We start from the raw sequence: 20,705 nt of genomic DNA on the forward strand, positions 1-20,705 counted from the left end.
GCCGCGCATTGCCCCCTGCGCGGCGGGTGGTGCGGGTGGTTAGGAACTCTGGAGCGTGGAGCGCACCGGCAGTGCGCCGGAGATCACGGCGCCGCGGGAGACGACGGCCACGATGTTCTCGGGGCGCAGCGTGTCGAGCTGCTCCCACGGGCGGCCCTTGATCACGACGAAGTCGGCGCCGAACGAGGGGGCGATGGTTCCGACGGTGCTGCCCATCCGGATCGCATCTGCGGCATCGGAGGTGGCGGCGATGAGGGCGCGCTCGGCCGTCCAGCCGAACATCTCCTTCATCAGTCGAACTTCTTCGAGCTGGTCGCCGAACTGCACGAAGACGCCGTTCGCGTCGGTGCCGAGCACGAAACGCACCCCGGCCTCGCCTGCCCGAGTGAAGTTGCGGTTGCGCTCGGCCACAACATCCTGCGCCTTCTCCTGTGCTTCGGCCGAGACATCGACGCGGCCTTCGGCGATCACATCGTTGATCATCAAGGTCGGGGCGACGGGGATGTTGCGCTCAAGCAGGCGAGCGAAGTGCGATTCGACAATGCCTGTGCCGTGTTCGAGCGAGTCGACGCCGTGGTCGAGGGCAATGTCGACGCCGATCTCGGTGTGCGTGTGAGCGGCCACGAGCATCCCCAGGGCGTGTGCCTCGTCGACGGTGGTGCTGATTTCGGCGTTGGTCTGGTTGCGCCAGCCCACCTTGTCACCCATTGAGAGCACGCCGCCGCTGGTGTAGATCTTGACGCCGTCGGCGCCGGCACGGGCCCACTCGCGCACGCGCTTGCGGCACTCGTCGGGGCTGTCGGCAACGGGGTCACGGTGCGGGTAGTGCGGCGGGATGAAGAGATCGCCGTGCCCGGCGGTCATGCCGACCTGACCGTTGACCACGATGCGGGGACCCTGCTGGATTCCTTCGTTGAACACGCGAGCCACGGCCAGCTGACGCTCGTCGCCGGCGAGATCGCGCAGCGTGGTGACTCCGGCGCGGGCGGCACGCTGGGCGTTCGCGGCGATGTGGAAGACCCGCTCTTCGGTGGGTGTGATCAGCGGCCAGCTCGACCAGTCGACCTTGCGCTGCCCGGCGTAGGCGCCGAGGTGCACGTGGGTGTCGACGAGGCCGGGAATGATGCTGTATTCGCTGAACTCGGCAGCGGCATCCGCCGGCTCAACCGAGACGATGTTGTCATCGCTCCAACGCAGGGTGCTCGCACCGAGCGCGCTGTGGCCGTCCCAGATCTGGATGCCCTCAAGCTCATGAGTGGCGGAAGCGGCGTGGGCGGCGCTCATGAGCGCGGTCCGTTGGAGCGCGTGAGTGACGTGTTGGAGAGCATGGAGAGAACCTTCCGCGTTTGCCTGCTGACACAGTGTGGGAACGTGTGACGGCGACGTTGCCGCGAAAAAGGGGTGTGTGACACTGACCAAACGGTCACTCTTTAGTAAAGCTGGCGTGGGATTCAATCTCTACGACAGCGACTACAAAGAATCGGGCGCCGATGACCCCCTGACATTGGTGGATCATCCGAAAGCCAGCTACCAGTGTGCCAAGAACTGCCTGAGAAGAAGCCTTTTGTGGGAACCGCCAGTGTCGCCGCCCCCGGCGGGCACCGAACCTTGGCGGATCCTCCGTGTACGTGCTGAGACCCCTGTGATTAGCTCAAATGGATGCCTCATCAACGGTGATGTGCTGGGCATTCATCCGCACACCCTGTGCCTCACTCATTCAGAGGAACTCGTACCGTTGTCTCAACTTGTCACGCCGCTCCACGCCCACCTGCTCGCCGGGATCACTGATGTTCAGCGCTGAGCTGACCGCCGGTCGCCGGTTCGCTCTCGTGCTGCAGCCGGGCGATGACGTGACCGAGAGCCTGACCCGGTTCTGCCGCGAGAACGGCGTCGAGCAGGGCTACCTTCCGGTGTTCCTCGGTGCGTTCAGCACACTGTCGCTGATCGGCACCTGTGAGCCCGTCGATGACGAGTTCGAGCCGATGCCGAAGTCGGTGCACCTGACCAACGTCGAGGGAATCGGCTCGGGAACCATCGCCTGGGATGGCGACGGAGCGCGCGTCCTGCCGCACCTGCACGTGGCAGTCGGCCTCAAGTCGTACTCAGCCACCGCCTACGCCGGCCATCTCCTGGCCGCGACCGTTCAGTACGTGACGGAGATCGTCGTCGAAGAAGTCGTCTCGCCCCGGTTCAGCCGGGTGCCGGACCCCGCTGCGCGCGGCATCGCGAACCTCCGCTTCACTGCATGATCGACAGCGCCAGATAGAGGTCGACCCGGTCTTTCATGCTCGACAGATCGCGATCGGTCAGCGCTTCGATCCTCCCGATCCGATAGCGCAGGGTATTGACGTGCACGTGCAGTTGGCCGGCAGCCTGCTGCCAGGCTCCCCCGGAATCGAGAAAGACGCGCAAGGTCAGCACGAAGTCTGAGCCGTGGCGCTCGTCGTAGTCGGTGAGCGGCGCGAGCAGGCTTTCGGCGAACGAGCCGCGCACGCGCTCGGGCAGCATGGAGAGCAGCGCCTCATGCGACGGCGGCGTGGATCCGGTTCCCCACGTGATCGGGCCCGTTCCGGTGACCGACAGCATCCGTGCCCGAGCGGTGGTCACAGCCAGAGCGAGCTGGTCGACCGAGCTGATCTGTTCGCTCAGTCCGAGGCGCAGCCGGCGGGAGCCGAGCATCAGACCCTGGGCCGCGCTGTGGCTGCCGGCGAGTTCGATCAACCGCTCCGGCTTCGCATCGTCGCCGCTGATCAGAACCAGTGCCTCGGCGTCACGCTGCGTGCCGAGCACCGTGTTCGTACCGTCGCCGACCAGCGCGGTGACGGCGCCGAGCACGGCGAGCGGCGGATAGTTGTGGTCGTCGATGGTGGCGGCGACAACGATCAGCGGGCGGGCCGGGTCGACGCCCAACAGACGCAGTCGCGCCGACGCCTCCCCCGGAGACACCGCGTCGTCGATGAGCATCGTGACGAGCTCGCCGACCTGTTCGAGTTCGGTCGCCCGGCGGTAGTTCGCGAGTTCCAGTTCGACCCGCACCACGGCGATCAGGGTTCGGATGACGCGTTCCAGGTCGGCGGGCCACTCACGGTGGTCGCCGGAACAGACCAGAAAACCGACCGGATGATCCCCGTCGCCGAGGATCGGCCAGACCGAGGAGGGGCGTCCCTCTTCATCGGGCACGACCGCGGCTGACCGGCCGGCCCCGAGCATCCGGTTCCAGACCGCGGCCCGCCATTCGATGCTGGGATCCGCACCGACGACCGCGGTGAGCGCTCCCCCGGAATCGAGCACCCAGCATCCGACGGCGAACTCCTGATGGAACAAACTCAACGCGCCCTGCGCACCGGGCCCGGAAGCCAGCGTGTCGAGGAGCTTGCGGTCGAAGCCGATGCTGCGGGAGATTTCGGGCCACTCGCCGGTCGCCACCGACGACTCGATGAATTGGGCGATCGACTTGAACGAGACGGTTTTCGAGACGGTGAGAAGCGCCACGCCCCAGCGACGACAGGCAGCCTCGACATAGTCGGGAATCTCGCCGATCACGATGCGGCCGACGACGACCGCTGGAGCGTTCTTTCCGGCCAGCTCCGAGATGAAAACCTCGGCGCTCTCCGGACCTTGTGCCCAGAGCGCGCTGGTGAGCACGAGGTTGTGTGCCGAGAGAAAGTGACCGGGGCTCGGCAGGTCGACGATGTACGCGCCTTCCACCGAGCGTTCGAGCATGTCCGGAGTCGCCCAGACGACGCTCAAGCCCAGGTCTGGGCGCTCCAGCAGATCGGCTACTCGCACCGGCACTCTCTCAATTCAGGTTCTTCGTCTAGCCGTCGTGGATAGCGCGAGTGTGGCTAGTACCACTTCGAGGCGAGGTGCTCGGCCACAACGCGACGCACGGTGCCCGAACGCGAACGCAGCACGATGCTTTCGGTGCGGATCATCGGACCCTTGCGACGCACGCCGTCGACGAGCCCGCCATCGGTGACGCCGGTGGCGACGAAGAACGTGTTGTCGCCGCTGACCATGTCGTCAATCTCCAGGAGCTTGTCGACATCGAGACCGGCGGCTACCGCGTTGGCGCGCTCGGTGTCGTTGCCGGGAGCGAGGCGGCCCTGCATGAATCCGCCGAGTGCCTTCAACGCGCAGGCGGTGGTGATGCCTTCCGGGCTTCCGCCGATGCCGACGCACATGTCGATGCGTGTCTCGTAGCGGGCGGCATTGATGCCACCGGCGACGTCGCCGTCGAGCATCAGCCGGGTTCCGGCGCCGGCGGTGCGAATGGCGTCGATCAAACCTTCGTGACGCGGGCGGTCGAGCACCGCGATGCTCATCTCGCCGACCGGCTTGCCGAGCGCCTTGGCCAGTTCACGGATGTTGTCGCCGATCGACTGGTCGAGGCTGACGACGCCGCGGCCGACCGCGCCGGTGGCGATCTTGTCCATGTAGAACACGCTCGAGGCGTCGAGCATGGTGCCCCGGTCGGAGACGGCGATCACCGAGATGGCGTTCTGGCGACCGGTCGCGGTCAGGCTCGTCCCGTCGATCGGGTCGACGGCGATGTCGCAGGCCGGACCGCGGCCGTTGCCGACGTGCTCGCCGTTGAAGAGCATCGGCGCGTGGTCTTTTTCACCCTCGCCGATGACGATGACGCCGTCGAAGTTGACGGTGCCGAGAAACTTGCGCATGGCGTCGACGGCAGCGCCGTCTGCGGCGTTCTTGTCGCCGCGTCCGATGAACGGCACGGCACGAATTGCCGCGGCTTCGGTGGCGCGAACGAGCTCCATCGCAAGGTTGCGATCAGGGTGCTCGAAGAGGTTGGCGGAATCGGTGCTGGTCACTAAATGGTCCTTCCCGGACGAGTCGTGTGGCAGTGGCGAGGCCCATCATCGGGCCGGCGCTGGAATCCCAGTGCCGCCGGCTTCAGCCTACTCGCGTGTTGCCGGTCGGCCAGGCCCGGCAGGGTCAGCATCGGCTGCACGCTTGTGCACATCTGCCTGCTTGTGCACATCTGACTGTCGCCGGATTCCCCCGCCCGGCGACACGAGCAGCGAAACGGTTTCAGAGCCGGTCGCGAGCTGTCGCACGCCCGGGAGGTCGTCGATCCCCAACTCGCGCATCCCCGTGACATCGGTGACGGCGGTGAGCAAGAAGTAGCCGTCGGCCGCGGCGAGATCGGCGAGCTCCAGAACCTCGACGGTCGAGAGTCCGGCGGCGTGGGTGCGGCCCTGTTCTGCGGGTGTCTGCGGCGACCGACGCGCCTGCATGATTCCGCCGAGCGCCCGCACCGCCACCGCGGTGAGCACCCCCTCCGGCGCCCCGCCGACGCCGAGCAGCAGGTCGATCGAACCCCGGGGGTGGGCGGCGTGCAGGGCGGGGATGACGTCACCATCTCGAAAGCTGACAACCGAGGCGCCCACCGAGCGCACGGCATCCGCGTAGGCCTGGTTGCGTGGCCGGTCCTGAATCGCGACCCGCAGCGAGGTGACCGACCGATCGAGTCGGGCGGCGAGTTCGCGAAGCGTGTCGACGGTCGGCGCGTCGAGGCGAAGGCCGGCAGCAGCCCCACTGGTCACGAACTTGTCGAGGTAGAAAACGGGTCCCGGGTCGAACAGGCTGCCCCGCGGGGCCACCGACATCACCGCGATCGCGCCGGGGCGATTCTCTGCGGCGAGCCGTGTTCCGTCGACCGGGTCGACCGCCACGTCGACGCGGGGTCCGGCCCCGGTTCCCACGCGTTCGCCGGTGTGGAGCAGCGGGGCTTTGTCTTTCTCCCCTTCGCCGACCACGATGACCCCGTCGATCGGCACGCGGGAGAATGCCTGTCGCATCCCGGCCACCGCTGCCCCGTCGACGGCGTTGCGGTCGCCCGCGCCGACGAGCGGCGTGGCGGCGAGCGGCGTGGCGGCGAGCGCCGCCGCCCCGGTCACGCAAAGAATCTGCTGCAGAAGGTCGTCGGTCAGAGTGAGTGGGAGCACGGCTCAATTGTGGCGGAACTGCTCGCCGCGGACTGGCCAGCGGGCACAAGTTCACAAGTGTCAATAGACTTTCACTATCTAGCCTGATCAGGCAGCCCCATCCGCACGTCACGAGGAGAAGCAATGCCCATCGCAACCCCCGACCAGTACGCAGAAATGCTGAACAAGGCCAAAGACAAGGGCTTCGCCTACCCGGCGTTCAACGTCTCCTCTTCGCAGTCGATCAACGCCGTTCTGCAGGGCCTGACCGAGGCCGGCTCCGATGGCATCATTCAGGTCACCACCGGTGGCGCCGACTACTTCGCCGGCCACACCGTCAAGAACCGCGCATCCGGTGCGTTGGCCTTCGCTCGTTTCGTGCACTCGGTGGCCGACAACTACCCCGTCACCGTTGCACTGCACACCGACCACTGCCCCAAGGGCGCCCTCGACGACTTCGTGATGCCGCTCATCGCAGCCTCCGAAGAAGAGGTGAAGGCCGGCCGCAACCCGATCTTCCAGTCGCACATGTGGGATGGCTCCTCGGTTCAGCTCGGCGAGAACCTCGAAATCGCCAGGGACATGATCAAGCGCACGAAGGCGATCAACGCGATCCTCGAAGTTGAGATCGGCGTCGTCGGCGGCGAAGAAGACGGTGTCAGCCACGACATCAACGACAACCTGTACACGACCCTTGACGATGCGATCGCCATGGTCGACACGCTTGGCCTCGGCGAGCAGGGCCGCTACATGGCCGCACTCACCTTCGGCAACGTGCACGGCGTCTACAAGCCCGGCAACGTCAAGCTGCGCCCGGAGCTGCTGAAGGACATCCAGGATGGCCTGCAGGCGAAGTACGGCACCGCCGCCAAGCCGCTCGACCTCGTCTTCCACGGCGGATCCGGCTCGACCGATGCCGAGATCGCCGAGGCCGTCGCCAACGGCGTCGTGAAGATGAACATCGACACCGACACCCAGTACGCCTTCACCCGCGCGATCGCCGACTACATGCTGAAGAACTACGACGGCGTGCTCAAGGTCGACGGCGAGGTCGGAAACAAGAAGCTCTATGACCCGCGCGCCTGGGGCAAGGTCGCCGAGTCGGCCATGGCCGCACGCGTGGTCGAGTCGACCCGCCAGCTCGGCTCCGCCGGGCACTCGAACAGCTAGTACGAAGGATGACGATGGCCGACAACCTGGGTACGCCCCCGGCAGGTTCCGAACCCGCTGAACCTCAACCGACGACACCGCCCGGAGATCAACGGCCACGACCCAAGTACGGCGAACTCGCCCCCGAGGGGTGGACCTGGAGTCCGCCCCCGGGTGCGAACCCGCACAGCCAGATCACGCCCGCCCCTTCCTCCGACGCGACGTCAGCGGCGAACCCGGCGACGAATTCGGGCCGACAGGGGTTCGGGGCTCCTGCCCCGTCGCCGCACCTCGGCGATCTGTCGACGAAGCCGCAGGGCAGCGCTCCCGCCTGGGATCGCCCGATCACCATTGCTCTTCTCGTGGTGGGGCTACTCGGACTTTTCTCCGCCCTCGCCATTCTGAGCTCGGTGCCCGAAGCGGTTCAGATGCTCTACACGCAGGAGAAACTCGGCACCTACACTCCCGCTGCGGGGGTGGCCGGCCTGATCCTGGCGGGAAAGCTCACGCAGGGCGCGATCTGGGTCGTGACCGCAGTGGTCTCAGCCCTGGTGATGCGTCGGCGTCGCCGCGCGTTCTACATCCCGCTGATCGGCGGCGTGTTGTCGGTTGTCGCGATCTTCGTCTTCTTGTCGATCGTCTTGACGACCGACCCGACGTTGCTGAACTTCTACCAAACGCAGTAGCCGTTCGGTGATTGAGCCTGTCGAAATCACGTGACCTGATCTCAGGACCAGGTCGCGGGGTCTCGACAGGCTCGACCAACGGTCGAGCCTGTCCGGCCTCAACGCCTACAGGTCGTTGCAGCCAGGCTCTGACGACACCGTGTTGCGCCCACCGAGCGCACGCTCGTCGGTCGTACCCGAGCGCGTCTTCCGCAGCTCCTTCGGCAGCGAGAAGATCAGGTCTTCTTCGGCCGTCTTGACTTCCTGCACATCGCCGTAGCCGGCATCCGCCAGATCGGCCAACAGTTCTTGCACGAGCTCATCGGGCACTGACGCACCGCTGGTGACGCCGACGGTGTTCACGCCGTCGAGCCATTCCTGCTTGACCTCACTCGAGTAGTCCACCCGGTAGGCGGCCTTCGCGCCGTACTCCAGGGCCACCTCGACCAGGCGCACCGAGTTCGAGGAGTTGGCGGAGCCGACGACGATCACGAGGTCGGCATCCTTGGCCACCTTCTTGATCGCCACCTGGCGGTTCTGGGTGGCGTAGCAGATGTCGTCGCTGGGCGGATCTTGCAGGTTCGGGAAGCGGGCACGCAGGCGGCGCACCGTCTCCATCGTCTCGTCAACGCTCAACGTGGTCTGTGACAGCCAGACGACCCGGTTCGGGTCGCGCACCTCAATGGTGTCGGCTTCATCTGGGCTACCGACGATGGTGGTGTGCTCGGGAGCCTCACCGGCAGTGCCTTCGACTTCTTCATGGCCTTCGTGGCCGATCAACAAGATTTCGTAGTCGTCACGGGCAAAGCGCACGGCTTCGCGGTGCACCTTGGTGACGAGCGGGCAGGTGGCGTCGATGGCCTGCAGGCCGCGCTCAGCGGCCGCGTTGACGACGGCCGGCGAGACGCCGTGCGCACTGAAGACGAGGTGCGAGCCGGTCGGAACCTCGTCGACCTCCTCGACGAAGATGGCGCCCTTGGCCTCAAGTTCAGTGACCACGTGGATGTTGTGCACGATCTGCTTGCGCACGTACACCGGTGCACCGTAGTGCTCCAACGCCTTCTCGACCGCAATCACGGCGCGGTCGACACCGGCGCAGTAGCCGCGGGGCGCGGCGAGCAGCACCTTCTTCGGCCCATTGACGGGGGTATCCTTGAGCCTGTTGCGCAGGCTCGGGATTCGAGGCATGCCGAGGCCGATCACGGGCGAATTCGTACGAGTGGTCACCCCCTCAGTCTACGGCGCAGCCACCTGAGAGTCCCCCAGAAGGAGACCGTGATGAGCGACGCCGTCGCGACCGATGCCCCATCCACCGTCGACACGCCGTGGCCGGTCGGCCTGCTGTCGTCGAAGATACGCGGTTACATCGAGCGACTCGGCACGGCCTGGGTCGAGGGCGAGGTCACGCAGTGGGGCGTCAGCGGCGGCAACGTCTACGGCAAACTCAAAGACCTGAACGAAGACGCAACGGTCAGTTTCACCGTCTGGTCCTCCGTCAAGTCTCGCCTCACCTCCGATTTCAAGCAGGGCGACCGCGTGATCGCACTGGTCAAGCCCAACTACTGGGTCAAGGGCGGCACCCTCACCATGCAGGTGTTCGAACTGCGCCACGTCGGTCTCGGCGACCTGCTCGAACGCCTCGAGCGACTGCGCAAGCAACTCGCCTCCGAAGGACTCTTCGACGCGAGCCGCAAGAAACAGCTGCCATTCCTCCCCCACTGCATCGGCTTGGTCACCGGCAAAGACTCGGATGCCGAGAAAGACGTCATCCGCAATGCCCAGTTGCGCTGGCCGGCGGTGAGCTTTCGCGTGGCTCATGCCGCGGTGCAGGGTGAGCGTGCCGTCGGCGAGGTGACCGCCGCCATCCAGCGCCTCGACGCCGATCCAGAGGTCGACGTGATCATCGTCGCCCGCGGTGGCGGCGACTTTCAGAATCTTCTCGCGTTCAGCGACGAGTCGCTCGTGCGCGCCGCAGCCGCCTGCGTCACGCCCCTGGTCAGCGCGATCGGCCACGAAGCCGACCGGCCGCTGCTCGACGACGTCGCCGACCTGCGTGCGTCGACACCGACGGATGCCGCCAAGCGCGTCGTTCCCGACGTGTCCGACGAGCTCAACCGGGTGCAGCAGGCCCGGGCGCGTCTGAGCACCCGGCTCACCGGCATCCTCTCGCATGAGGTGGACCGCATCGGCCAGCTGCGCACCCGCCCGGTGCTCAGCGGTGCCGACTGGATCATCGATTCCCGCTCCGAAGACCTCACCCGGTATGTCGCGCGCGGCGTAGAGCTCACCGGCCGGATGCTCGAACGCTCAGGCTCGCAACTCGCCGAACTGCGCAGCCAGCTGCGCGCGCTGTCACCCCAGGGCACGCTCGACCGCGGCTACGCCATCGCTCAGCTGCCGGGCGGCGCCGTGCTCCGATCGGCGGCCGACGCCCCCGAGGGAACAGCGCTGGTGCTCACGGTGGCCGAGGGCCGCCTCACGGCGACGAGCAACGGGGCCGCGGCACCGATCGTCGGCGCCGTTGCCGCAACCGGCCCGACCACAGCTTCCTCGAATTAGCGAAATAGAATGGACACCATGACGACGCCCGCAGACGACCTCTCCGCCCTCAGCTACGAGCAGGCGCGTGACGAACTCGTCAGGGTTGTGAACGAACTCGAGCAGGGTTCGTCGACCCTCGAGGATTCACTGGCGCTCTGGGAGCGCGGCGAAGCTCTGGCGCGCCGTTGTGAGGAATGGTTGATCGGCGCCAAGGCCCGACTCGATGCCGCGCGCGCCGGGCACACGGCCGGCGCAGCCCCAGCAGGCGATGCCGAATGAGCCGCGCCGCAAAGCCGCCCCGCGTCGTCGCCGAACTCGGGCGGCCGGAGACGCCGGAGGAAACTGCGTCACGTCTCGCCGAGAACTCGCGCAAGTACCGCGCCCGCAAGACCGTCAACAACCTGGTTCTCTCCCTGCTCGCCACCCTGGCGGCCGTGCTCTTCATCGTGCTGATCGTGCCCCGCAGCGACACCCCGCTTGACCGCAACGTCGATCTGCAGCAGGTCGCCACGCAGGCACAGGTCGGTGTCGACCAGACGCTGCTCAACCCCGAGCTGCCCGCCGGCTGGCGTGCCAACGCCGCAACCTGGCGTTCCGGCGGCAGCGACAAGATCGCCTCCTGGTACTTCGGCCTGCTCACCCCGTCCGACCAGTTCATCGGCGTGACCCAGGCCCTCGACGCGAACCCCACCTGGTTGGCCGCCGAGCTGAAGAATCAGGCGGCCAGCGACACGGTCACCATCGACGGGGTCACCTGGGATGTCTACCGCAATACGGCTCCCGCCGACGATCGCGGCAATTTCGACTATGCCCTCGCGACAGAGGCCGGAACCAGCACCTATGTGCTGGTCGGCACGGCATCCGAAGCAGAATTCGCTGAGCTCGCGACCGTGCTCGACCCGCAGATCCAAACGAACGGAAACTGATGCCCGACACCCGACCGAGCCCGGCCAAGGCATGGCAGGAGATGGTGCGCGGCAACGAGCGTTTCGTCAACGGCGACCCGCAGCATCCCCGGCAAGACGTCGACCGGCGAGCCGAACTTGCCGGCGCACAGACGCCGCATGCCGCGCTGTTCGGCTGCAGTGACTCGCGTCTGGCCGCAGAGATCATCTTCGACAAGGGGCTCGGCGACCTGTTCGTCATCCGCAACGCCGGCCAGGTCATCTCCTCCTCGGTGCTCGGATCTCTGGAGTACGCCGTCGGCGTGTTGAACGTTCCGCTCATCGTCGTACTGGGGCACGACACCTGCGGCGCGGTCGCCGCCGCGATCGAATCCCAGGCCGACGACGCGCCGCTGCTGCCGCCGCACATCAATCGGATGATCCAGAAGATCGTTCCCGCCGTGCGCCGGGTCAGCCCCCACACGGATGCCGCCCCTTTCGATCCGCAGGCCGTCGACGCGTCGGCAGTCGGCCGGGAGCACCTGCGCGACACGGTCACCGAGATGCTGGAACGCTCAGAGATGATCAGCGACGCGGTGGCAGCCGGTACCCTGGCTATCGTCGGCGCGAACTACAAGCTGCTTGAAGGGCGCGCCGAGCCCGACATCGTTGTCGGGTCTGTCTAGTTCGCACTCGTCAGCATTCGTCGGCTCCGATCGACGCCCTCTCGACTCTGCGCGAACCGCGCACGCAACACACCGAACGGCACGCGCACGACAGCACTACTCACGACTACACACCGCATAACAACACGACGCACAACATGACACAAAACAGAATTGAAAGGGATCACACCGTGGTGGAGAACTCCGCAGACGCCGGCTTCCGGATCGAACACGACACGATGGGCGAGGTTCGCGTGCCCATCGACGCGCTGTACAGCGCGCAGACCCAGCGGGCCGTCGAGAACTTTCCGATCTCCGGCAGCGTGCTCGAGTCGGCTCAGATCGCCGCCCTCGCCCGCATCAAGAAGTCGGCAGCCCTCGCCAACGCGCGCCTCGGTGTGCTCGACGGCGCCATCGCCAACGCGATCTCCGCCGCTGCCGACGAGGTCATCTCCGGCCGTTACGACTCCCAGTTCCCGATCGACGTCTACCAGACCGGCAGCGGAACCAGCTCGAACATGAACATGAACGAGGTTCTCGCGAACCTCGCCACCCAGAGCCTGGGCTCGCCGGTTCACCCGAACGACCACGTCAACGCCTCGCAGTCGTCGAACGACGTCTTCCCGACATCCGTTCACATCGCCGTCACCAGCGCGCTCATCGACGACCTCATCCCGGCCCTCGACCACCTCGCCGTCTCGCTCGAGACCAAGGCGCTGCTCTGGGCCGAGGTCGTCAAGGCCGGCCGCACCCACCTGATGGATGCGACGCCTGTCACGCTCGGCCAGGAATTCGGAGGCTACGCCCGCCAGATCCGCCTCGGCATCGAGCGCGTGCAGTCCGCACTCCCCCGCGTCGCCGAGGTTCCGCTCGGCGGCACCGCGGTCGGCACCGGCATCAACACCCCGGCCGGCTTCCCGCAGCTCGTCATTGAACTGCTCGTCACCGAGACCGAGCTGCCGATCACCGAAGCCAAGGACCACTTCGAGGCCCAGGCGAACCGCGACGGCCTCGTCGACGCGTCGGGCGCCCTGCGCACCATCGCGGTCAGCCTCACCAAGATCTGCAACGACCTGCGCTGGATGGGTTCCGGCCCGAACACCGGTCTTGGCGAGCTGTCGATCCCCGACCTGCAGCCGGGCTCCTCGATCATGCCCGGCAAGGTCAACCCGGTCATCCCGGAAGCCGTGCTCATGGTCTGCTCGCGCGTCATCGGCAACGACGCCACCATCGCCTGGTCCGGTGCCTCCGGCTCGTTCGAACTCAACGTCGCCATCCCGGTGATGGGCACCGCGCTGCTCGAGTCGATCCGTCTGCTCAGCAACGCCTCGCGCGTGCTCGCCGACAAGACCGTCGACGGTCTCGAGGCCAATGTCGAGCGTGCCCGCGCCCTCGCCGAGTCGTCGCCGTCGATCGTCACCCCGCTCAACCGGGTCATCGGTTACGAAGCGGCCGCCAAGGTTGCCAAGCACTCGGTCAAGCAGAGCATGACCGTGCGCGAGGCCGTCATCGACCTCGGTTTCGTTGAGCGCGGCGAGGTCACCCTCGAGCAGCTCGACGTCGCACTCGACGTGCTGAGCATGACGCGTCCGCCGCAGGCCAAGTAGCTCCAACTCAGTTCCACACCAACGCCGCGTGCGACCGTTCAGGTCGTACGCGGCGTTGTCGTCTGCGGGCCGGCTCGGCTAGGCCAGTTCGTTGCCCTCCAGCATCTCGGTGACGAGCGCGGCGATCGCACTCCGCTCCGAGCGGGTGAGCGTCATGTGGGCGAAGAGCGGATGCCCCTTCAACGTTTCGATCACCGACGCGACCCCGTCGAAGCGGCCGACCCGCAGGTTGTCCCGCTGCGCGACATCGTGGGTGAGCACCACGCGCGAGTTCTGCCCGATGCGACTGAGCACGGTGAGCAACACATTGCGTTCGAGGGACTGTGCCTCGTCGACGATCACGAAGGCGTCGTGCAGGGAACGGCCGCGGATGTGGGTCAGCGGCAGCACCTCCAGGAGACCGCGCTCCACCACCTCCTCGAGCACGTTCTCCGAGACGACGGAGCCGAGCGTGTCGAACACCGCCTGCCCCCACGGGTTCATCTTCTCGCCCTGATCGCCGGGCAGGTAGCCGAGCTCCTGGCCGCCGACCGCGTAGAGCGGGCGGAACACCATGATCTTGCGGTGCTGCTGACGCTCCAGCACGGCTTCCAGGCCCGCGCAGAGGGCGAGCGCAGACTTCCCCGTCCCGGCTCGACCTCCCAGCGACAGAATGCCGATCTCCGGGTCGAGCAACAGATCGATCGCCAGCCGCTGCTCGGCGGATCGGCCGCGGAGGCCGAAGACCTCCCGGTCGCCGCGCACCAGCTTGATCTCGCCGCGACTGACGACCCGGCCGAGAGCCGAACCGCGCTCCGAATGGATCACCAGCCCGGTGTTGATCGGCATGTCCTGCACGAGTCGGGTCTGCAGTTTCTCGGCGTCGAAGAGTTCGTTGATCTGCGTGCCGTTCAGGGTGATCTCGTCGAGGCCGGTCCAGCCGGAGTCCACGGCGAGTTCGTGCCGGTACTCGTCGGCGGAGAGACCGATCGACGACGCCTTCACCCGCAGCGGGAGATCTTTCGAGACGACGGTGACATCCAGCCCGTCGGCCGCCAGATTCATCGCCACCGCGAGGATGCGCGAATCGTTGTCGCCGAGCTGCAGACCGGAGGGCAGCACGCCCATGTTCGAGTGGTTCAGTTCCACTCGCAACGTGCCGCCGTCGCCGACCGGGATCGGAAAATCGAGGCGTTCATGTTTCACCCGCAGCTCGTCGAGCAGACGCAGTGCCTGCCGGGCGAAGTAGCCGAGCTCTGGATCGTTGCGTTTGGCCTCAAGCTCCGCGATCACGACGACGGGCAGTACGACTGCATGTTCGGCAAAGCAGAAAATCGCCTTCGGATCAGACAACAGCACCGAGGTGTCGAGCACATAGGTGCGCTCGCCCTGCCGCATCCGCCGACCGCGGTGTTGGCCGGCATCCGAGCTGGTGTTGGAGTTGGCGTCTGGCGTTTCGTCAGCACTCTCGACAGAGCTCGTCTGGTTCGAGAACTGATAGCCGGTTCGGTTCGGATTCACAACCACTCCCACCCCGCACCCGCAGGCGCGGATTTGGCTGGCGAGCTGACCACTTCTGGCTATTCAGGCCGATGAATGTGGCCGTCTCGATCAGGCGGTGTACCTGATGAGCATGACGCTACGACTCGTCTCCGTGAATCTGTTGAACGACACGCCAGCGTTTACCGGAGCGACATCTAGAAGGTGGCAGCGCTTGAATACGAGGTGAAGGCTCCGCGCACCATGTCCAGCGTCTCGGGTGCGAGTGCTGCATGCACACTCAAACGCACCGTTCCCTGACGTGTCGTCGAACTCACGCCGTGGTTGTGCAGTGATGCGCTGAGCAGGGTGAGCTGCTCGACCGGAGGCTCCAGCACGAGAATTCCGGCCCGCTCCCTGACATCGCGCGAGGATGCGACCGGCACGGTGAACTCGTCGGCCAGGTTGATCAGCGCGGTCACGTTGTCGGCCACCGCCGCTTCGATCGTCGCGACCCCCACCTCGTCGATCTCTTCGAGCGCGGCGGAGAAGCGGGCGAGAGCGATCGCATCGGGGTTGCTCACCTGAAAAGCCTTCGCCCCGCTGCTCGGCGCGATGACCTCGTCCCAGACCTCATCGTCGTCGACGCCGGCAACGCCGGAGAAGACCGGAGTCAGTTGTTCCCTGGCCCGGTCGCTGAGCGCCAGGAACCCGGTTCCCCAACCGGCACGCGCCCATTTCTGGCCGCCGGAGGCCACGACATCCGCCAGCTCGAACGGTGCGTCGACGACGCCGAAGCCCTGGATCGCGTCGACGATGAGTAGGCGATCGCCGATCACCTGACGGATGCCTTCGAGGTCGGCGACATACCCGGTGCGGGCGTCGACCAGGCAGATTGCCACGGCGGCGGTCGTGGGGGCGAGCTGCTTCTTGATTTGACCGGGGGTGACCCGGCCGTGATCGGTCTCAAGCCAGGTCGGTTTCACGACGTGCAGCGCCTCGGCGGCGCGCACCGCGGCGAACGGACCGCTCGGGAAGTCGCCGGGTGAGATCAGCAGCCCGCCGGTGAGCCCGAACATCGTGTGCATCAGACCGGTCGACGTGTTCGGCTGGAACACGATCTGGTCGCTGCGGAATCCGGTGGTCAGCGCGACGGCCTGCTGAAACCGATCGGTTTGGTTCAGAAGCGGGGCCAGACTGCCGTAGCGCGCACGGGAGAGCAGCTCGGTTTGCGCGGTGGATTCAGCGACGACGCTTGCTGAGAGCGGTCCGACCCGGGCGAAGTCGAGATAGCCGGGTTCTTCGAGAAATCCTTCGGCAAACTGCTCAATGGCGCTCATCTGGCCCTTTCTTTATCCGCCGAAACGGCGTTGTCGTTTGGCGAAGTCGCGCAGGGCACGCAGAAAGTCAACCTGACGCAGGTCCGGCCCGAGCGCCTCAACGAAGTAGAACTCGCTGTGGGCGCTCTGCCAGAGCATGAAGTCGCTCAGTCGCTGCTCCCCCGAGGTGCGGATGACCAGGTCAGGGTCGGGCTGGCCCCCGGTGTACAGGTGCTGCCCGATCAGCTCGGGCGTGAGGGTCTCGGCGAGGTCTTCGAGTGTTCCACCGTGCGCGTGATGCGTGGCAACGATGCTGCGCATGGCGTCGGTGATCTCGGTACGCCCGCCGTAGCCGACGGCGAGGTTGATGTGCAGGCCTTTTTTACCGGCGGTGCGCGCTTCAGCCGCGTCGAGCGCGGCCACAAGCGGTTCGGGAAGCCCGGTCTTCGAGCCCACCTGCTGCACCGCCCAGTCGCGGTAGTGCGAGAGTTCTTCGGCTAGATCGGCGATGATCTCGAAGAGGGCGTTGAGCTCGTCGCTCTGCCGATTGGTGAGGTTGTCGGAGGAAAGCAGGTAGAGGGTGACCACCGAGATGCCGAGGTCGTCACACCATTCGAGAAACTCGCGCATCTTCGCGGCGCCGGCCCGATGGCCGTGGGCGGCCGAGTCGTAGCCGAGTTGTTTGGCCCACCGGCGGTTTCCGTCGATGATCATCGCGACGTGGCGTGGCACGACATCCGGCGTCAGTCCGCGGCGCAGTCGACGCTGGTATACCTGGTAAAGGATGCCGCGCCCCGAAGGAACCTGCCGTTTCTGCACATATTTACGGTAGTCCACTCTGGCTTTGAATCCGATCAGTGAAGCGGTGCGCCGGGCGTAGGGTTGGTTCATGGCCGCATCGGACACTCCCCCGCTTTTGCCTCTGCTCGAGACTGAGACGCCGCGCGCCGAAGACCAGAAGCCCACCTGGCGCGGCTGGATTCACGCCGGAACCTTCCCGCTCACGATCATCCTCGGAGCCATCCTGTTGGTCATGGCCGACGGGCCCGCGGCGAAATGGAGTTCGGCCGTCTTCGTGGCCAGTTCCATGCTGTTGTTCGGCATCTCGGCGCTCTACCACCGCTTCAACTGGCAGCCGCGCACGAAGATGATGCTCAAGCGTTTCGACCACGCCAACATCTTTCTGCTGATCGCCGGCTCCTACACGCCGATCACCGTCTTGGCGCTCCCGCCGAACCAGGCCGTGCTGCTGCTCTCCCTCGTCTGGGGTGGCGCCATCCTCGGCATCGCGTTCCGGATGTTCTGGATCGGCGCACCCCGGTGGCTCTACGTGCCGCTCTACCTGGCGCTCGGCTGGGGCGCGATGATGTACATCGTCGACTTCTTCCAGGCGAACGCGGCGATGATGACGCTCATCGTGATCGGCGGGCTCTGCTATTCGGTCGGCGCCGTCGTCTATGCGATGAAGAAGCCCAACCCGGTGCCCGGTGTGTTCGGGTTCCACGAGATCTTCCACGCGCTCACCCTGGTGGCATTCCTCTGCCACTGGACGGCGATCCTGATCATCGCCACGCACCCGCTCTACCCGTAGGGTGCGCGACCGCCGAGGTTACTTCTCCGACGTGCCGTTCTGCTCTGCGTGCTCCGACCCTGCGTGCTCCGACTGTTCGGCCTGCTCCGCAGCCAGACGCTCGCGAATCTGCTCACGGTAGGTCGTGCGACGGATGCGGCGCACGAGGTCGAAGCCGAGGAAGACCGTGGCAACGGCGACGAGGAAGATCGCGAAGAATCCGACGACGCCCGGAGTGACCAGGTCGTCCGGCGGCGGAGTCTGGTCGCCGGCGGCGGCCCACACGGTGAGAGCTGTGCTCAGAACGAGGTTCATGCTGTGTGCTCCACGCCGGCGAAGAGGTCGGATTCAGGCATGACGGTGTCAACTTTCGATTCGATGAGCTGGAAGTCTTCAAACGGCCAGGCCTTCCGAACCAGGTCGTTGGGCCAGAAGAAGAAGCTGCTGTTGGGGGCGACCTGGCTGGCGTGGGAGCGCAGCGCGGCATCGCGCGTCTCGAGGAATTCGCCGACCGGAACGTGCGTCGTCGCCAGAGCCGGGTAGTCCTTCATCCACTCGCGGGCCGCGCCGAGCGGTTCGAGCAGGTCAGAATCGGGCTCGGTCACGCTCAGTTCGAGGTACATCGCGTCGATGCGTTCGAGGTTGAAGATGCGGTCGTAGTAGAGCTTGTCGACCTGCCACGGTTCACCGGCGTCGGGATATTTGTCGGGATCCGCCGCATCGCGAAACGCTGCGATCGACACCTCGTGGGTACGGATGTGATCGGGGTGCGGGTAACCGCCCTTTTCGTCATAGGTGACGAGCACGTGCGGGCGATACTCGCGGATGACGCGCACGAGCGGCTCAGCCGAAATCGCGACGGGAATCGCCGCGAAGGAGTTCGGCGGCACCGATCCATCGTCGTTCATGCCGGAGTCCTGGTAGCCGAGCCAGCGGTGTTCAATGTCGAGGTGACGCTGCGCCTCAGCCATCTCCAGGCGTCGAAGCCCGGCCAGGTCGCGCTGCGCCATGGCGTTGTCAGCCAAAGCCTCGTTGAGGATGCTGCCGCGTTCGCCGCCGGTGCAGCTGACGACGAGCACCTGGTCACCCAAACTGCGGTAGTACGCGTAGGTGGCGGCACCCTTGCTCGACTCGTCATCAGGATGTGCGTGCACTGCCAGTAGTCGACGTGTCACGAAACTCCTCCAGAATGCCAGATAACCTTAGGTGTAAGCCTAATCGTTGAACCTGAAGTGTGGAGTCGCCCCGTGACCGTGAACGCCGGAATCGACGAACGCTATGGGCGAACCCCGACGAGGCGGCTGCGCGACCGCCGCCTGCTCTGGGTGTTCGGCGGCATCTTCGCCGTCGTGCTCGTAGCCTGGGTGGTCTGGGCCGGATTCGATGCCCCGTCCTCGGTGATCGAGGCCAGAGACACCCGTCACGAGATCCTCAACGAAAACAGCGTGAAAGTGACATTCGAGGTCTCGATGCCACCCCAGACCGCAGCGAGCTGCGCGGTCGAAGCCCTGAACGAGGGATTCACCATCGTGGGCTGGAAGGTCATCGATCTTCCGCCATCCGATGCGTACACCCGGTCATTCACCGAGATTGTACGCACGACCGAATTGAGCAACACGGGATTGATTTACCGCTGCTGGCTGACCTAGACTGGCGTATTCGCCCCGGTTCTCGCCGGGGCGTCGACTATATCTGCGGGGCACGGGAGACCGGCTTCGCAATAGAGGAGAGTACCCATGACTACCGACACAACGGTGACCTGGTTGACCCAGGAGGCCTTTGACCGTCTCACGACGGAACTGGGCACCCTCAGCACTACCGGCCGCGAGGAGATCACGAAGAAGATCGAGTCGGCCCGTGAGGAAGGTGACCTCAAGGAGAACAGCGGTTACCACGCTGCAAAAGACGAGCAGGGAAAGATGGAGGCGCGCATCCGCACCCTCACCCAGCTGCTGCGCACCGCCGAGGTCGGCGACGCACCCGAGAGCCACGGTGTCGTGCAGCCCGGAACCGTCATCACTGCGACGATTGCCGGCGATGAGAGCCGCTTCCTGATCGGCAGCCGTGAGATCGCCGGAAACAGCGATCTCGACGTGTACAGCGAGCAGAGCCCGCTGGGAGCCGCGATCATTGGCCTCGTGGTCGGCGCGACGACCAGTTACACCGCTCCGAACGGCAGGGAAATCACCGTGGTGATCTCGAACGTGGAGACCTTCACCGGCAGCTAGGCGTTGCCTCACCGAGTGTTGACGCACGAGGGTTGCCCCACTGAGGTGGTGCACATCTGAACGGGTCGGGATCCTGCGCTGGAGCAGGATCCCGGCCCGTTTGTCCTGTCGGCCGCGGCAATCGTTAGTTGTCGCCCATTCTTTCCATCATGTTCCGGCCGTCGGAGAGCACCGGCGAGATCAGACCGAAGACGTTGCCGTCGGGATCGAGCAGGTAGCCGACCCGACCGATACCCTCCATGTCTTCGAGCGGGAGCGCTTCAGTGCCGCCGAGTTCGAGCCCTTTCGCGAACACGGCGTCGATGTCATCGACACCGACCACGATGTTGCAGCCGTTGACCGGCGCCCCCACCTCGGGCCTCGGCCCCCGCCGTTCAGCCAGTCCTCCGTTGATTCCGCTCCCCGGCGCACCCGTGTTGTTGATGGATCCCTCACCGGTGTCGATCGCCCAGTAGGCCATGTCGCCGAACTGGGTGAAGGTCCAGCCGAGCAACGCCGAGTAGAAATCGACAAGCTTCGGCGGGTCTGAGGCGTGAATTTCAAAATGGACGACGAGATTGGCCATGAGTTCCTCCGTTGGCAACGTGAACTGAGATGAAGCGGATGCGTCGCATCGCGCGCTCAGACTACGCCGCGTTCGGCACCCGTTCAAGGGCAAGGCAGCTGCGAGA

Annotated in this window: 23 protein-coding genes; 12 read left to right on the forward strand and 11 right to left on the reverse strand. The window is 65.9% G+C overall.

All coding sequences use genetic code 11. The features are described from left to right. Positions 1-39 precede the first annotated feature (39 nt). Positions 40-1,284, reverse strand: coding sequence for an amidohydrolase family protein (locus AC1DCF_RS02160; protein WP_477209578.1), 1,245 nt, complete (start codon positions 1,282-1,284; stop codon positions 40-42). A 121-nt stretch (positions 1,285-1,405) separates the two neighbouring features. On the opposite strand from AC1DCF_RS02160, the gene AC1DCF_RS02165 reads away from it, so the two are divergent. Both AC1DCF_RS02165 and AC1DCF_RS02170 read left to right on the forward strand, forming a co-directional pair. Then, positions 1,406-1,801, forward strand: a complete 396-nt coding sequence (locus AC1DCF_RS02165) for a hypothetical protein (protein ID WP_441792433.1) — start codon at positions 1,406-1,408, stop codon at positions 1,799-1,801. Then, positions 1,788-2,249: a PPC domain-containing DNA-binding protein gene (locus AC1DCF_RS02170; protein WP_477209579.1), complete on the forward strand. Its 462-nt coding sequence runs from the start codon at positions 1,788-1,790 to the stop codon at positions 2,247-2,249. The genes AC1DCF_RS02165 and AC1DCF_RS02170 overlap by 14 nt, the downstream gene beginning before the upstream one ends. On the opposite strand, the gene AC1DCF_RS02175 is transcribed toward AC1DCF_RS02170, so the two are convergent. The 3 genes from AC1DCF_RS02175 to AC1DCF_RS02185 all read right to left on the reverse strand — a co-directional run bounded on the left by AC1DCF_RS02175 (position 2,239) and on the right by AC1DCF_RS02185 (position 5,969). Next, positions 2,239-3,789 carry a helix-turn-helix domain-containing protein gene (locus AC1DCF_RS02175; RefSeq protein ID WP_477209580.1) on the reverse strand — a complete coding sequence of 517 codons (1,551 nt, stop codon included), beginning with the start codon at positions 3,787-3,789 and terminating at the stop codon, positions 2,239-2,241. The two genes, AC1DCF_RS02170 and AC1DCF_RS02175, sit on opposite strands and share 11 nt — an antisense overlap. Positions 3,790-3,845: 56 nt before the next feature. Next, the gene (gene glpX, locus AC1DCF_RS02180) at positions 3,846-4,778 is read right to left on the reverse strand and encodes a class II fructose-bisphosphatase (protein ID WP_477209822.1); all 933 of its coding nucleotides are present in this window, start codon (positions 4,776-4,778) and stop codon (positions 3,846-3,848) included. Between the two features lie 141 nt (positions 4,779-4,919). Next, on the reverse strand, positions 4,920-5,969 hold the full coding sequence (locus AC1DCF_RS02185; RefSeq protein ID WP_477209581.1) for a fructose-bisphosphatase class II family protein: 1,050 nt from the start codon (positions 5,967-5,969) through the stop codon (positions 4,920-4,922). Between the two features lie 123 nt (positions 5,970-6,092). Between AC1DCF_RS02185 and fbaA the strand changes: the two genes are divergently transcribed. Together fbaA and AC1DCF_RS02195 are read left to right on the forward strand one after the other, a co-directional pair. Next, the gene (gene fbaA / locus AC1DCF_RS02190) at positions 6,093-7,118 is read left to right on the forward strand and encodes a class II fructose-bisphosphate aldolase (protein WP_477209582.1); all 1,026 of its coding nucleotides are present in this window, start codon (positions 6,093-6,095) and stop codon (positions 7,116-7,118) included. A 14-nt stretch (positions 7,119-7,132) separates the two neighbouring features. Then, positions 7,133-7,783 carry a DUF6264 family protein gene (locus AC1DCF_RS02195; protein ID WP_477209583.1) on the forward strand — a complete coding sequence of 217 codons (651 nt, stop codon included), beginning with the start codon at positions 7,133-7,135 and terminating at the stop codon, positions 7,781-7,783. 105 nt (positions 7,784-7,888) lie between these two features. Here AC1DCF_RS02195 and AC1DCF_RS02200 read toward each other — a convergent pair whose 3' ends face one another. Then, positions 7,889-8,950: a 4-hydroxy-3-methylbut-2-enyl diphosphate reductase gene (locus AC1DCF_RS02200; RefSeq protein ID WP_441792470.1), complete on the reverse strand. Its 1,062-nt coding sequence runs from the start codon at positions 8,948-8,950 to the stop codon at positions 7,889-7,891. 90 nt (positions 8,951-9,040) lie between these two features. On the opposite strand from AC1DCF_RS02200, the gene xseA reads away from it, so the two are divergent. From xseA to AC1DCF_RS02225, 5 genes are all read left to right on the forward strand, one after another. Continuing rightward, on the forward strand, positions 9,041-10,321 hold the full coding sequence (gene xseA, locus AC1DCF_RS02205; RefSeq protein WP_477209584.1) for an exodeoxyribonuclease VII large subunit: 1,281 nt from the start codon (positions 9,041-9,043) through the stop codon (positions 10,319-10,321). 18 nt (positions 10,322-10,339) lie between these two features. Beyond that, positions 10,340-10,582 carry an exodeoxyribonuclease VII small subunit gene (locus AC1DCF_RS02210; RefSeq protein ID WP_441792426.1) on the forward strand — a complete coding sequence of 81 codons (243 nt, stop codon included), beginning with the start codon at positions 10,340-10,342 and terminating at the stop codon, positions 10,580-10,582. Continuing rightward, positions 10,579-11,229 (forward strand): DUF4245 domain-containing protein, encoded by a 651-nt coding sequence (locus AC1DCF_RS02215; protein ID WP_477209585.1) that lies wholly within the window; start codon positions 10,579-10,581, stop codon positions 11,227-11,229. Before AC1DCF_RS02210 ends, AC1DCF_RS02215 begins: the two co-directional genes overlap by 4 nt. Further along, positions 11,229-11,873 carry a carbonic anhydrase gene (locus AC1DCF_RS02220; protein WP_477209586.1) on the forward strand — a complete coding sequence of 215 codons (645 nt, stop codon included), beginning with the start codon at positions 11,229-11,231 and terminating at the stop codon, positions 11,871-11,873. Before AC1DCF_RS02215 ends, AC1DCF_RS02220 begins: the two co-directional genes overlap by 1 nt. 170 nt (positions 11,874-12,043) lie before the next feature. Next, positions 12,044-13,459 (forward strand): class II fumarate hydratase, encoded by a 1,416-nt coding sequence (locus AC1DCF_RS02225; RefSeq protein WP_477209587.1) that lies wholly within the window; start codon positions 12,044-12,046, stop codon positions 13,457-13,459. A 78-nt stretch (positions 13,460-13,537) separates the two neighbouring features. On the opposite strand, the gene AC1DCF_RS02230 is transcribed toward AC1DCF_RS02225, so the two are convergent. The 3 genes from AC1DCF_RS02230 to AC1DCF_RS02240 form a co-directional block, all read right to left on the reverse strand. Continuing rightward, complete coding sequence (locus AC1DCF_RS02230; RefSeq protein ID WP_477209823.1) at positions 13,538-14,836, reverse strand: PhoH family protein; 1,299 nt, start codon at positions 14,834-14,836, stop codon at positions 13,538-13,540. A 299-nt stretch (positions 14,837-15,135) separates the two neighbouring features. Further along, a complete protein-coding gene (locus AC1DCF_RS02235; RefSeq protein WP_477209588.1) occupies positions 15,136-16,257 on the reverse strand; it encodes an aminotransferase class V-fold PLP-dependent enzyme in 1,122 nt (373 codons plus the stop codon). Positions 16,258-16,269: 12 nt separating this feature from the next. Then, positions 16,270-17,055, reverse strand: coding sequence for an isoprenyl transferase (locus tag AC1DCF_RS02240; RefSeq protein ID WP_441792468.1), 786 nt, complete (start codon positions 17,053-17,055; stop codon positions 16,270-16,272). Between the two features lie 70 nt (positions 17,056-17,125). Between AC1DCF_RS02240 and trhA the strand changes: the two genes are divergently transcribed. Continuing rightward, positions 17,126-17,827 carry a PAQR family membrane homeostasis protein TrhA gene (gene trhA / locus AC1DCF_RS02245; RefSeq protein ID WP_441792421.1) on the forward strand — a complete coding sequence of 234 codons (702 nt, stop codon included), beginning with the start codon at positions 17,126-17,128 and terminating at the stop codon, positions 17,825-17,827. A gap of 18 nt (positions 17,828-17,845) precedes the next feature. Here the strand turns inward: trhA and AC1DCF_RS02250 are convergent, their stop codons facing one another. Continuing rightward, the gene (locus AC1DCF_RS02250; RefSeq protein ID WP_477209589.1) at positions 17,846-18,121 is read right to left on the reverse strand and encodes a hypothetical protein; all 276 of its coding nucleotides are present in this window, start codon (positions 18,119-18,121) and stop codon (positions 17,846-17,848) included. Continuing rightward, positions 18,118-18,981 (reverse strand): mycothiol conjugate amidase Mca, encoded by an 864-nt coding sequence (gene mca, locus AC1DCF_RS02255; protein ID WP_477209590.1) that lies wholly within the window; start codon positions 18,979-18,981, stop codon positions 18,118-18,120. The genes AC1DCF_RS02250 and mca overlap by 4 nt, the downstream gene beginning before the upstream one ends. Before the next feature lie 72 nt (positions 18,982-19,053). Between mca and AC1DCF_RS02260 the strand changes: the two genes are divergently transcribed. Both AC1DCF_RS02260 and greA read left to right on the forward strand, forming a co-directional pair. After that, entirely contained in the window at positions 19,054-19,455 is a 402-nt protein-coding gene (locus tag AC1DCF_RS02260) for a DUF4307 domain-containing protein (RefSeq protein ID WP_441792418.1), read from the forward strand. 87 nt (positions 19,456-19,542) lie between these two features. Next, entirely contained in the window at positions 19,543-20,034 is a 492-nt protein-coding gene (greA, locus tag AC1DCF_RS02265; protein ID WP_441792417.1) for a transcription elongation factor GreA, read from the forward strand. Positions 20,035-20,158: 124 nt separating this feature from the next. Here the strand turns inward: greA and AC1DCF_RS02270 are convergent, their stop codons facing one another. Then, positions 20,159-20,599: a VOC family protein gene (locus tag AC1DCF_RS02270; protein ID WP_477209591.1), complete on the reverse strand. Its 441-nt coding sequence runs from the start codon at positions 20,597-20,599 to the stop codon at positions 20,159-20,161. Between the last annotated feature and the right edge of the window lie 106 nt (positions 20,600-20,705).

This window comes from Leifsonia sp. 10L418 (assembly GCF_056395445.1).